General features: G+C 61.3%; 7 protein-coding genes and 4 pseudogenes. 2 read left to right on the forward strand and 9 right to left on the reverse strand.

Translation table 11 applies throughout. From position 1 onward, the window contains the following. Positions 1 to 283: 283 nt before the first annotated feature. The 4 genes from BN2503_RS17885 to BN2503_RS17900 all read right to left on the reverse strand — a co-directional run bounded on the left by BN2503_RS17885 (position 284) and on the right by BN2503_RS17900 (position 4,074). Positions 284 to 1,399, reverse strand: a complete 1,116-nt coding sequence (locus BN2503_RS17885; protein ID WP_054257969.1) for a hypothetical protein — start codon at positions 1,397 to 1,399, stop codon at positions 284 to 286. After that, positions 1,400 to 2,791 carry a hypothetical protein gene (locus tag BN2503_RS17890; RefSeq protein WP_139235553.1) on the reverse strand — a complete coding sequence of 464 codons (1,392 nt, stop codon included), beginning with the start codon at positions 2,789 to 2,791 and terminating at the stop codon, positions 1,400 to 1,402. Between the two features lie 24 nt (positions 2,792 to 2,815). Then, on the reverse strand, positions 2,816 to 3,505 hold the full coding sequence (locus BN2503_RS17895) for a hypothetical protein (protein WP_139235552.1): 690 nt from the start codon (positions 3,503 to 3,505) through the stop codon (positions 2,816 to 2,818). Between the two features lie 122 nt (positions 3,506 to 3,627). Beyond that, positions 3,628 to 4,074 carry a hypothetical protein gene (locus tag BN2503_RS17900; RefSeq protein WP_054257972.1) on the reverse strand — a complete coding sequence of 149 codons (447 nt, stop codon included), beginning with the start codon at positions 4,072 to 4,074 and terminating at the stop codon, positions 3,628 to 3,630. A 388-nt stretch (positions 4,075 to 4,462) separates the two neighbouring features. On the opposite strand from BN2503_RS17900, the pseudogene BN2503_RS21100 reads away from it, so the two are divergent. Then, a pseudogene (locus BN2503_RS21100) lies at positions 4,463 to 4,698 on the forward strand (IS3 family transposase); the annotation flags it as partial. Positions 4,699 to 4,739: 41 nt separating this feature from the next. On the opposite strand, the pseudogene BN2503_RS20280 reads toward BN2503_RS21100, so the two are convergent. Both BN2503_RS20280 and BN2503_RS20570 read right to left on the reverse strand, forming a co-directional pair. Further along, positions 4,740 to 4,850, reverse strand: a pseudogene (locus BN2503_RS20280) (IS481 family transposase); the annotation flags it as partial. Positions 4,851 to 5,481: 631 nt separating this feature from the next. Further along, complete coding sequence (locus BN2503_RS20570; RefSeq protein WP_158447372.1) at positions 5,482 to 5,652, reverse strand: hypothetical protein; 171 nt, start codon at positions 5,650 to 5,652, stop codon at positions 5,482 to 5,484. A gap of 378 nt (positions 5,653 to 6,030) precedes the next feature. On the opposite strand from BN2503_RS20570, the gene BN2503_RS17905 reads away from it, so the two are divergent. After that, a complete protein-coding gene (locus BN2503_RS17905; protein ID WP_158447373.1) occupies positions 6,031 to 9,432 on the forward strand; it encodes an IPTL-CTERM sorting domain-containing protein in 3,402 nt (1,133 codons plus the stop codon). A 724-nt stretch (positions 9,433 to 10,156) separates the two neighbouring features. Here the strand turns inward: BN2503_RS17905 and BN2503_RS20285 are convergent. From BN2503_RS20285 to tnpC, 3 genes and pseudogenes are all read right to left on the reverse strand, one after another. Further along, a pseudogene (locus tag BN2503_RS20285) lies at positions 10,157 to 10,255 on the reverse strand (integrase); the annotation flags it as partial. Between the two features lie 41 nt (positions 10,256 to 10,296). Continuing rightward, entirely contained in the window at positions 10,297 to 10,515 is a 219-nt protein-coding gene (locus BN2503_RS20290; protein WP_139235550.1) for a hypothetical protein, read from the reverse strand. A 23-nt stretch (positions 10,516 to 10,538) separates the two neighbouring features. Then, positions 10,539 to 11,978 (reverse strand): annotated as a pseudogene (gene tnpC, locus BN2503_RS17910) (IS66 family transposase); the annotation flags it as partial. Positions 11,979 to 12,078 lie beyond the last annotated feature (100 nt).

The raw sequence follows: 12,078 nt of genomic DNA on the forward strand, positions 1-12,078 counted from the left end.
ATGAGGTCTTCAGGCTTCTTGTAGTTAGCCAGCAGGCCAGACAGCAGTTCTTCGGGTACGTCGTGTTTCTTGGTGCTCATTGTGCTTACGGACAGGCCGGCTCGCGCCGGCGGTGGATTGTCCGTTTACACAAAATTCTGCACACCCTCAAGCAGCGGCCGAGGTGTTCTTAGCTCCGTTGAACATCGGGCGAGCCTTGTACTTATGCCCTATACCAGCCCGATTTTGTATCTGTCTCCCCTTGAGGTCACTTCTAGCCGGGGATCAACGAACAGGTTACGAATCACTCCCAAATCGGGCAGCTTTTTAGCAGCGGGGTGAACTCTGCGCTACCCCTGATCCATGCCCAACATGAAACGTAGATTCTGCCTCCCTGAGCAGTCCGTTCGGTGCTGATCGATTCCGCCAGGATGTCCGTCAGGCCATACTTATTGAACACTACTTTGTCGGTGTCAGGCGGCAGGACCCCCGACGGATTGTCGACCGGGGCTGCGCGGGTCGTTACTACTTTGATCGCATTGCTTTCCTTGTCCCGGATTACGTAGCGGTAGAAGTAGTTGTAGCCACCGGACGGCATCGGTTTGTAAGGGAAGGAGATTTGTTGGCTGCCGTAGTTGAGTTCACGTGGGGTCAGTGTCCCTTGGCCAAACTCGCATTGGGTGCCACCCGCCACAGGGTTGTTGACGAAGCATTCTGAAAGCGCCATGGTCATCAGTTCCTCTGAAGGCTCCAGCGCGGTCTCAGCCTCCGCCTCGAACGGGAACTTGCTGAAGTACAGGTCCTGCTTGCCCAGGTCGAACAGGTTGAAGCTCATGTTGAAGAACTTGCTGTGCACACTGATCGAGGGGTGCGCCGTGAAGAACAGACCGATGCCGCCCTCGGTCTTGGCCTCGCCCTTGGCGTAGCTTTGGCGGGCCTGGTTGATGGTGTAGTTGCTTTCCACCTGCACGCCCAGCAGGGCTTCGGCCACGTTGGCGTCCACCTTGAGCGAGAACAGCCAGGCCTTGACTTCGGCGCGCAGCAGCAGGCCGGCGGCGATCCCCATCTTGTAACCAGCCCCGAAAGACTGAACCAAATTGCCCTTCAGCTCCGTGCCGTCGGCAAAGCCCAGACCGCGCCGTGCCAGGCTGGGCTTCATGTTGAATACCTTTTGCAGCCCACCGTCGGGCGAGTACGAAAACCCGACCTCGCCGACCTGGTCTGACTGCTGGGCGTTGCTGAGGGTGAAGTGCGGCGTGACCATCACGGCCTTGCCGTTCACCGAGCCGTCGATCGAGAACTCCGCCTTGGCCTCCAGCGGCATCACCACCCCGACGTGGCCCAGGATGGGCACACCAAACTCGGCCAGGTGCAGGTCCACCAACTCAACGCTGCATTGAACCCCGACGCCGCCGCTCATCTAGGCTTCCACCTGGCCGCCAATGTCCACCAGGGGCTGCATCTTGACCCCCAGTTCGGGTTTGCCACGGTTCCAGTTGAAGTCGCCGCCCACACTGGTGGTGACTTTGGACTTGAAGGACTTGAGCGAGAACTTGGGCTCGATCAGTCCGAACTGGCCCGTGATGTAGCACTTGACGGGGCTGTCGCCAGTCAGCGCCCCACTGCGCTGCAGTCGGTAGATGCGAGCCTTGACCGGTGCGGTGGCGCCGAGCATCACCTGCTGCACGTTGCTGGCACTGGCGGGCAGTTCGCTGCCATCGCTCAGTTGCACACCGACCAGGGTCGCGCTCAAGGGGCTGTCGGGCGTCACCTCATGGACCACGGTGTCGGTCTGGTCGGCGTGGCGCAGCGGGCTGGCCGAGAGCTGGTTGCCGTAGTCGATGTAGTCGTTGAACTCCTCTTGCGTGGCGACATGGTGGATGGTCAGCGCCGTCATCCATTGGGCGGGAATGGCCTTGCCCGAGATGTCGAAATTGACCGCGGCCATGTCGGTGGCCTTGGTTTCGCCATCGTTGAGCACCACCAGCGTGTCGATGGCCTCGAAGTAAATAGCGCGCTGCTTGAACAGGTTGTTGTTATAAATGTGGCCGTTCAGCTGCTTCAGCTTGGCGTAGCCGGCGCGATCGAACAACATGGCCTTCTGGGTGCGCGTGTCGGTCTTGACGAAGTTGTTGATGTCGAAGCCTGCACCGTTGTTACCCTGGTCAAATGGGCTGGCGTTGTTGAGGTCACAGACCGGCCCGTAGTCGGTGTTGTTCACCACGCCGCACAGCACCGGGTGGATGTCGGGGTCGCTGACCACCAGCACGTCGCCTCGGGGGACCGCGGCCAGCACCATGAACTTGGACAGGGCGTCGCCGCGCTCGTTCAGGGCGGTGATGTAGCTGTTGCCCTTCTTGCCGGTCAGGGTCAGGCTGACCCCATTGGGGTGCGAGGGGTCGGCCTCGGCCCGCGCCACCACCGACGCGTCACTGATGGCAAAGCGGCTGGGCACCTCGCTCGACACGGTGCCTGCGGCGTCCTCATGGAACGCCACCTGGGCCAGGGCATTGGGCTTGGCGTGCAGGAACACCATGCCGCTGGACCGTGTGAACGGGTGGGGCGCATCGGCGGCCTGCAGCAAGTTACTTCGGTGGCGGCTGTGGCTGACTCCGGTGGCCGCGGTCTTGCTTGACAAGCGTGTGCTGTCGCGCCGTGCCTGCATGTGTTCGGCCGTGCCCACCACGACGCGCTTCTGCGTCGAGTAGTCCACCGGGGCAGGTCCTCCGCATGCCGAGAGCAGGGCGGTCAGCGTCAAGGCCAGCAGGGCGGACCATCTTGTCGTGGTCGTAGTGGTCATAGTGGTCGTCATGGGGTGTCCTTGGGGGGGCTGGGCTCACGGGGTGGCCCGTGGTGGGTGGGCCCAGGTGTCGAGCCAGGTCATGGGTTGCACCAACTGGCGGCCGACCGCTTGGGCCAGTGAGCCCAGGGTGTCGGGGGCACCGTCCTGGATCAAGTAGATCGTGCCGTTGCTCAGCAGCACAAAGGCCAGCATCAGGCCGTAGCTGACGCTGACCAGGGCGCGCTCGCCCCGGGCCAGGTGGGGCCACCAGCGGCGCAGCGCATGCAGCGGTGCGACAAACAGCAGCAGCCACCACACCAGGGTGGCGCTCAGGGCCAGCACCAGGGCCAGCCCGGCCGCATCAAAGGTGTGCTTGATGCCAAACACCAACTCGGTCAGACCGGCGCTCATGCCCTGGGCAATGGAGAGGTACTGCGCGGTGTTGGCCACGATGAACCAGCCCCGCTTCGATTGGGCCCAACCCCGGTCCGTGGCCACGCAGTGCTGGCACAGCAGCAGGCAGGCGATCGACACAAAGGCCAGCAGTGCCCCAACCACGATCGTCACCTCCAGGTAGGCGAAGCTCTCGGCAAAGGTGCGCCCGGTGCGTGACTGCGCATGCAGCTGCATGGCGAACGAGCCGCCAAAAAACAGCGTGGCCAGCACCGCGGCCGCGGCGGTCAGGCGGTTTTGCACGGCTGAGTCGGGCGGGCCCTCGGCGGCATTCAATTGAGACATGCTCACGTGGAATCTCGCGTGTTGCGGTCCCGCGCTGCGCCCAAAATGCGCTCAGCGGGTGGGCCCGGTGGGTCGGCTGGCCATGCTTTCAATCATCCGGCAAGTCGCAATTTGCCGATTGTCTGGATTTACTTGACCTCGTACCGGTCAATCACGCCGCCACAGCTGACAAAGCAACTGCGGTAATTGCTTTCGCATTGGCTGTCATTGCCGGCATTGCCGCATGACTTGACCGGCTCTTTGCACGGCGATTCGTAGCGGGTGGCGGTGCATTCCTGCCGGGTCACGCTTTGGCCGTTGATGACTTCGGTCTTGCTGCGGTAGCTGCTGCAGTAACTGGTCTGCGGGTTGCGGGCCTTGCAGCTTTGGTAGTCCGCCATCGCGCGGTTGTAGTCCGATTCGCAGCGCTGTTGCAGCTGCTGTTTGGAGAACTGGCAGCTTTGCTTGCTCTGGTTGCACTGGGCCACGCACATCGAGCCGTTGGGGGTCGTGGGCGGGATCCAGTTTTCTTTGTAAGTGGCGCAAGCGCTCAGACCGAAAACGCTCAGCAGAATCAAAAAAAGACGAAATTTCATGGCGCAATCCTCAGCTAAATGGTTGTTTCAAATCCCTGAGCAGGCGTGACTTGGAAATCCAGAAAGCGTCCCCTGGGCATTCGGCGCCGTATTGTTTGTATCTTTTCGTAAAGCATAGCACAACTCATTTGGATTTTCACCCTAGAAACTGTGCAACGGCGCTCCCTGGCGTCAGGCCCGTGAACCTATCCAATGGCCTGCCGGCGGCCTTCCATGCCGCTGGGCTGGTGCAGACCGGGGCAGGGCGATGTCGCTGCGCTCAGGGGGCTTGGATCCGTGTGCGGACGCTTCTTCCGGTCGAACCTTATCGCAGTGGGTTGGCGCAACATTGCACAACATTGCAGTCCGTGGCGGCGTTCAAGAGGATGCCTGTACCTTGCAAAGGATCAAGTTCTCGCCGGCGCAGAGGGCTGCTGCCCTTGAGCAATACTTCGCCCATGATCGGTGAAATGCAGAGACGATGTGGGCCCTGGGCTATCCCGGTCGTGGAACTCTGACCAAGCGGCTTCGCGAGGCCATTCCGAGGCCACGAAAGCAATCGTCGGTCGTGTTGGGCAGCGAAGGTATCCCGAGCCGTTGAAGCAAACTGGAGTGGTGGAGCTCTGCACGCGGCAGGAAAGTGCATAGGCTGTTGCCGACAAGCTCGGCGTTTGCCGGCCAAAGTTGGGCTTGAGGGCGTTGAGGTTGCCCGCTCCATGGCGGCGCAAGCACCTGTCCAGCCCGGAGCGCGAGACATGACAGCAGATGAACTCCCGTGTCACGGCCAGCAGGTCATCCGGATGCAATTTTTAACCATTGGATTATGCGCATTGGCCGCTCATCGATCTGCATGAGCGCAAGGTGCGTCGGAAAAGATGAGTCATGCCACTCCCAGATTCTTAGCAGGCGAGCGTCTGATTTGAATCCATTGCTCCACTACAGACTGCGTGATGGCTGCCCTCTGGCAGAAAGCGGTACTTTGATTTGCAGGTGTGATAGGCAGCAGCCGCCGCACGCCTGTCGCTCAGCTAAATGCCGTAAGTGCCCGCTTTGGGTCGAGAGGACCCGTTCACACACGTTGGAAGCCGCCATTCCCGGAAGTCTCACAAGTCTCCTCCCGCCAAGTGACCGGTTCAAGTGGTAGACCGGTCTCTTGCGGTACTGACCGATGAAATCTCTGCTGTGGCACTTTGAACATGGCACGACGCCGAAGTCGAGCGGCAGCAACCAGCCTTAAGCCGTCGCCGCCCGGTCAGCGGCGGCTCTGCAGCGGTTGCCGTCGTCCGATCGCTGTCTCCAAACGACCATTGTCGCGCCGAGAGCAGTCAGTAGCGACTGTTTGTCGGCGCGGATGCCGGATTGACCAAGTTTTTTCAAATGTGCCGATTGCGGTGTGATCACCCAATGAAGACTAGAACTCTCACGGCACTACGTTTGGGGCAGGCAACCAATGATCATTGCTGCATTGGCATTGGTGGTCAGCTTGGCGCTGGCACCAACATCTTTATTGTATTTTCCCCATTGAAATGCGCCGAATTTCAGATCCGTGCGTGGTACAAACGACGCGCCCACGGCGTGCCAAATGTCAACGATTGTCACTCCGCGCGCACCGCAGTGCAGCGCCGTTAGATTCGAGCCCTGCGTCACCGCTGCGGTCACTGCGCATCGTCGCGCGCCGACATCGGACCATTCAACTTCCTGTAGGGGGGTTATGGAGTTGTCGTTGGCTGAAATTTACAGCAGTTCAGATCAGGAGAATCTATGTCCGACCATGTAGTGCGATGGCTATCGCGCGGGCTTCCCACGAGGATGCATGCAGCGCAATCTGAGGGTGATGCGAGTCCTTCTGGGTTATGCAACACGGCAGGTAGATCGGGCATCACCGCCACACGAACTAGAAGCGCGGTCCGGCGGTTTCGCTGGCTCCTGCTAGCGGGGGGCATTTTCGCCGGAGCTGCATTTGCGCAATCGGCCGACATGGTGCTAGCCCAGCATGTAGTGACGCCTGATCCAGTACCTGCCGGGGGTGTCGCTACCATCACGATCACGGTCAATAACAACGGAACGTCTTCAGCGGCCAATGTCCAGTTGACTGACACCATTCCGGCAGGCTCTACCTTTGTCAGCATGACCGCAAGCAACGGCGGTACCTGCACTGCGGTGGCGCCGTATGTCTGCACGTGGGCGACGATTCCGTTTCCCGGCTCGCGCACAGTCACATTGAGGGTGACGTTGCCGACCGCCGCTGTGTGGACCAACTCTGCAGCGCTTACTTCTGATACTGCTGACAACAATACCGGCAACAATTCATTGACCCGGAACATTACCGTAGTTGCAGCCGCCAACTTGGCTGTGTCGGCGACCTCTTCTGCCGGTGGTCCGATTGCAGCTGGCACGCCTTACAACTACGCGGTCACGGTGACCAACAATGGCGGGCCGGACCCGCTGCCAGCGGGCCAGTCGCCCCGGGTCACCTTCAATGTGCCGACGGGCGCCACTGTCACGAGCCGTCCAACTGGCACAGGCTGGGACTGCCAGCCTTCCAGCGGGTATCCGCTCACCGCTCCTGCGGGGGGTGGAGCGGGCACTGAGATCACCTGTTCCCGAAGCGATGGCTTGGCCTCTGGTGCCAGTTTTCCGAACATCACCGTGCCTGCGGTTGCCAACGTCACGGGTTCGGTGGATGCCACTTTTGATGTCAGGTCCAACTTTCCGGATGGCGATACCAGCGACAACGTCGACACCGAGACGGTGACGCTCACCGCTGGCACCGACATGGCCATCACCAAGACCGCCGCATTGGCTGCAGGGGGAGGGGGGAGCCAGGCGACTTTCACGCTGGCTGCGCGGCAGCTAGGCGGCTCGCCACCCACCGGCGTGACGGTTACGGACACGCTGCCTGCAGGTCTTGACTATGTCAGCCATTCCGCAGCCGCGCCTTGGGTCTGCGACTTTGGCGCCACCGTTGCTGGCCGACTGACCTGCACTTATCCAGGTACCTACATTGGGGGGCCATTCACCAACCTGCCCGCCATTTCCTTGGTGGCCAACGTGTCTGGTATCGGTGACATCCCCAACACGGGAACAGTCGCAGCAAACGAGGCCGACTCCAATAACGCCAACAACACCAGCACCGTCACCGTCAATAACTCTGCCGACCTGCGCATCTCCAAAAGCCCCAGCGTGAACCCGGTGGTGACAGGTGCCAGTTATGACTGGAACATCGTAGTGCGCAACTTTGGGCCGATGCCGGTACTTACGGGCCAGACCATCACCGTGACCGAAACCGTTCCGGCCGGCATGTCACTGGCCGCTCTGCCCGGTGGGTCGCAGTGGAGCTGTGCTGCCCTGCCAGCAGTCGGCCCGACCACGGTAACTTGCACGCACACGCGCAGCAGCAATCTCGCCGTCAACAGCGACGCCCCCACGCTCAGCATCCCTGCTACCAATACCAATGCGGGCACACTGACTAACAATGTTTGCCTCGCCCTCAGTGGCGGCGGCCCGGTGGAGGCAGGCGACACCCCCGGGTTCGAACGCAATTGCGTGGGTGCCGGTATCACGGGTACCACGGGGGTGAATTCTGCGGACTTGCAGATCGTCAAAAACGCAAGCCCTGGCTCGGTCGTGGTGGGTCAGAATCTCACTTACACCATCGTTGCAACGAACCTTTCGACCACGGTGGACGCGACGAACGTGCATGTGTACGACACGGTGAACAACCTTGTCAGTACTGGCGGCCTGCAAAGCATCACGACGACGCAGGGCAGTTGCTCGCCTGCGGGACCCTATCCGCTGAACGGTGTTTCGCAGGTCGTCGATTGCGACCTTGGTACGCTGTTGCGAAACGGCGGCTCAGCCACCATCGTCATCACAGTGCGTCCCAACAACGCGACTGCAGCGGTACTTGCGCGTGGCAATACGGCCACCGTCAATTCGCTCGATGTGGGCGACCCTGACCGGAGTAATAACAGCTCCACCGTCAGCAGCAACGTCGAGCCCCGGGTGGATGCCACCGTAACCAAAACGGTGAACCCGAGCAGCAATGTGCGCGTAGGCCAGCCGACCGTGTATACCGTCACGGCGCGAAATGGCGGGCCGTCCAGAGCCAACGAGCTCATCATCACCGATGTGATGCCGCCCAACACTGCGTTCGTGAGCGTGGGCACCCCGTCGAACAGCGGAACCTGTTCGACCGTGCCAGCGGTGAACGCCGTTGGAGGCACACTGAGCTGCCGTTGGACCAATGTGGATGCGAACAGCAACCGCACGGTCACCTTCACCGTGCGTCCGTTGGCTGCTGCGCTGGGCACCACCATCAGCAACACCGTCAATGTGACCGTGGGCGCGGGTGATACGGAAACCGACACCACCAACAACTCGTCCACCATCACGACCAACGTCATCGACTCGCTGGTGGATATCCTGGTGCAAAAAACCGACAGCGTGGACCCGGTCGCCTTGGGCGCAGAGACGATGTACACCGTCACCATCCGCAATGCTGGACCTTCTATTGGCACAAATCTGGTGATGACAGACACCTTCCCGAATGCGGGCAACACGGCACGGTTCAGCTATCAGGGCAGTCTGACTGCAACCGTGGCTGGAGTGAACGTGCCGGCACCAGCGTGTACAGCGCCTGCGATTGGGGCCATGTCCGGAACCCTGCAGTGCACTTTCCCCACCATCGGCGTGGGCACAACTGAGCAGGTGGTACTGACCTATCGCATGCGGGCTGAGAGCATCATCACTGCCGGGTCCTACTCGGGTACACAGGGCAACCGCGTCACGGTGGCGGTGGCCGAGAACGAAACGCAGACAACCAACAACACGGTGGACGAAGACACGACGACGAGTCGCGCTGCACCTGCAGCGGGCAGCGAGATAGACCTTGGCATCGCCAAGACCACCAGCGCCGCCCGGGCCACGCCCGGCACTGAGTTCGACTACACGCTGCGCGTGACCAACACGCAAACGGCGGGCAGCGGTCGCGACGTGGTGCCAGCCAATGGTGCGCAGGTGACGGACGCACTGCCTGCAGGGCTTACGTTTGTCTCAGCGCCGGGTTGCTCGTACGACGGCGCGTCTCGTCAAGTGGTGTGCGTGATTGCCAGCTTGGCGGCGGGCGCTTCCGTCGACTTCACGGTCCGCGTTCGAGTGGACTCTCCGTACGCGGGGCCTGCGACTTTGAGCAACACGGCTTGCGTCGATATGCCTGCCGATCCAGTGGGCGGCAACAACTGCTCGACCACGCCGAAAACAGTGGGCACCCCGCCGCCGACCTCCATCCCGACACTCTCCGAATGGGGCATGATCCTGCTCTCCATTCTGTTGGCCTCCCTGGCTTTGCGTGAAGTGGCTCTTCAGCGTCGCCGGTAGAACCACTGCGCTACAGCGGTGACGCTGTTCGAGAGCCGGTATGCTTACTTGAGCATCCGGCTCTTTTTGTTTCTGCTAAGGCACTGCGCCAACTCGTGAATGACACGCTGCCGCAAACCCTCCAGGATGAAGCGTCTATCGACGAACTCTGGGTTCTCGTCTCTGCGGAGCTTGTGGAGGCGATTCTTCCCCCTCCCGGCAAGGGTACGCAGGCCACAGTCACCAGAATTACGCCTCTGGGTCGCCCTACTGCGGCACCAGAGGGTAGAGTCCAAGAGGGCGCTTGAGTCAGCGCATGGCGGTGGCTGCGCCAGTTGCACTTCGGGGCCACTAAACGCATTTGTCAATGCGGTGTTGTCCGACAATGCGCTTGGTTTGGGCATCTTATTTTTTCCTAGCCATCAGCAGCTTGGTGGTTCCCTCCCCTTGTTCCCCAGCAAGTTCAAGCCCATAAATTGGGTGGGCTATTTTTGAGCGATGCGCCAGGGTAGGCTTGGTCAGATCTGAAATCCGACCAAGTCCGAGGGCCGCCCTCCGCTCAGCGCCTGAAAACCGCGACTTCCAAATTGAGCGGAGCGCGCGTTCCGGACTGACTAGATCTGTGCAGATTTGCAGGTCACGACATGACCACTCAATACAGGTTTGGACTGCCCGCCAGCATTCCATTTGGAGCAAAAAACCTTTGGTCAAAGCTGGATCGGCATGATCAGTTCGGTGCCAGCGCCAACACCCAGATGTCTTTGGGCGTGAAGGGGGCCTTCTGACCAACGATCTTTCCCTTGTTCCAGCGTTCGCGATGAACGACGGCAGCAACGGATTCCATGATGGTTTCCCATCAAGTGGGGGAGCAGGACCATGCGCCTTCTAGATGCCAATGTCCACGAGTGACCACGCTGGCTGTATCAGTTCTTGGGCGACAGAAAAGAGCCCGTGGATGTTTTTCTTTGTCAGCTCTTGATCGAAGCAGTCGTTCAACGTCTGCGGGTTGAGCGTCAGCAACCAGCCTAAAGCCGCCCTCAACCGCAAGCGCGATTCGCTCCATACGGTTTCCGTCGGTGCGTTGATAGCGAGCAAATGGTTCAAGTGATCAACCCTGTCGGTACACGCATGCGCGCTGACTGGATCAGGCTCATCACGGCGGCCGCCCGCTGGCCCGCGCGCAAGCTGCCGGCGAACAACCAGTTCGAGCGCCCAAGGGCAATGGGCCGGATCTGATTCTCGATCCAGTTGTTATCGGGCGGCAACTGCGGGTCATCGACGAAGCGCGTAAGTGCCGTCCAGCGCTTGAGGCTGTAGTCCAGGGCCTTGGCCGTGGCCGAGTTGCCCGCCACCTGCTGGCGTTGCAGCACCATCCATTCGTGCAAGGCATCGAGCGCGGGCCTGCTCTGGCTCTGGCGAACCTCCTGGCGTTGCAGTGCGGGCAGGTCTTTGACTTCCCGTTCGATCTCATAGACCCGGGCGAACTGGTTCAGAGCGAGTTCAGCGATCCGGCTCTTGCCCGCCGCGTGCAGCTCGAAGAACTTGCGCCGGGCATGTGCCAGGCAACCGGCCTCCGTCACGCCTTGAGCGAAGCTGGCCTTATAGCCGGCGTAGTCGTCGCAAATCAGGCTGCCGCGCCAGTCACCGAGGAAGGCGCGAGCGTGCTCACCGGCGCGGGACTCGCAGAAGTCATAGACCACGGACCGCGTGGCTTCAAAGGCACCCGGGGCATAGGCCCACAGATAGGCCCGGTGCGTTTTACCGTTGCCCGGCTTGAGCATGGCCACCGGGGTCTCATCACCGTGCAACACCCGGTGGCCGAGCACCTCGGCCTTCAGGGCATCGACCAGCGGTTGCAGCCGCGCGCCGCAGGTGCCCACCCATTGCGCCAGGGTGGATCTTGGAATCGCCAGACCGGCGCGACCGAAGATGCTCTCCTGCCGGTACAAGGGCTGGTGATCCTGGTACTTGGCCACCAGCACTTGGGCCAGCAGGCCGGCCGTCGGGATGCCCTTGTCAATGACGTGGGCGGCCACCGGCGCCTGGGTGATGGTCTGGCACTGGGCGCAGGCCCACTTGCCACGGATGTGGCGCTCCACGGTGAAGACGCCCGACACGTAGTCCAGCTTCTCGGCCACGTCCTCGCCGATGCGCTTCAATTGGCAGCCACAACCGGGCGTGCTGCAGATGGTGGATTGGGGTTCGTGGCGGATCTCGTGCCTGGGCAGTTTCGCCGGCAGCGGCGTGCGCTTGGGCTGCTGTTTGTTGGTTGCGGCTGCCTCGGTGGGCTGCAGTTGCTCAATCTCGTGCGCGACGGCAGCCAGATCGCTGTCGAGTTCTTCTTCCAGCAGGCTTCTCTGATCGGCGCTGTGCCGCTCGGATTGGGCGGCGAACTTCAGCCGCTTGAGCAGCGCGCACTCATAGGTGAGCTTCTCGTTGAGCGCGCGCTGGTGACGCAGCTCGGCCAGCAGGCGCTGGGTCACTTCACGCAGTTGCTCTGCGTTCAGTTCACCTAGGGAAGGTCTGCAAAACCCAGTCCGCCTGCGTGTCCGAGCTGACTGAGGCACGTTGAGTTTCGCGATGCGGATCGAAGCGACGATGGCAGCTCGATTCGCCGGCAAATTCCGGCGTTATGAGCCAGCGGCACGCCCATTTGACGCCCTGCGG

It is taken from the genome of Paenacidovorax caeni (genome assembly GCF_001298675.1).
Classification (GTDB): domain Bacteria; phylum Pseudomonadota; class Gammaproteobacteria; order Burkholderiales; family Burkholderiaceae_C; genus Paenacidovorax; species Paenacidovorax caeni.

Bases quoted from the DNA above. Each gene is read 5' to 3' on its own strand.
- BN2503_RS17885 (WP_054257969.1), bottom strand. From the start codon at position 1,399: ATGAGCGGCGGCGTCGGGGTTCAATGCAGCGTTGAGTTGGTGGACCTG.
- BN2503_RS17890 (WP_139235553.1), bottom strand. From the start codon at position 2,791: ATGACGACCACTATGACCACTACGACCACGACAAGATGGTCCGCCCTG.
- BN2503_RS17900 (WP_054257972.1), bottom strand. From the start codon at position 4,074: ATGAAATTTCGTCTTTTTTTGATTCTGCTGAGCGTTTTCGGTCTGAGC.
- BN2503_RS17905 (WP_158447373.1), top strand. From the start codon at position 6,031: ATGGTGCTAGCCCAGCATGTAGTGACGCCTGATCCAGTACCTGCCGGG.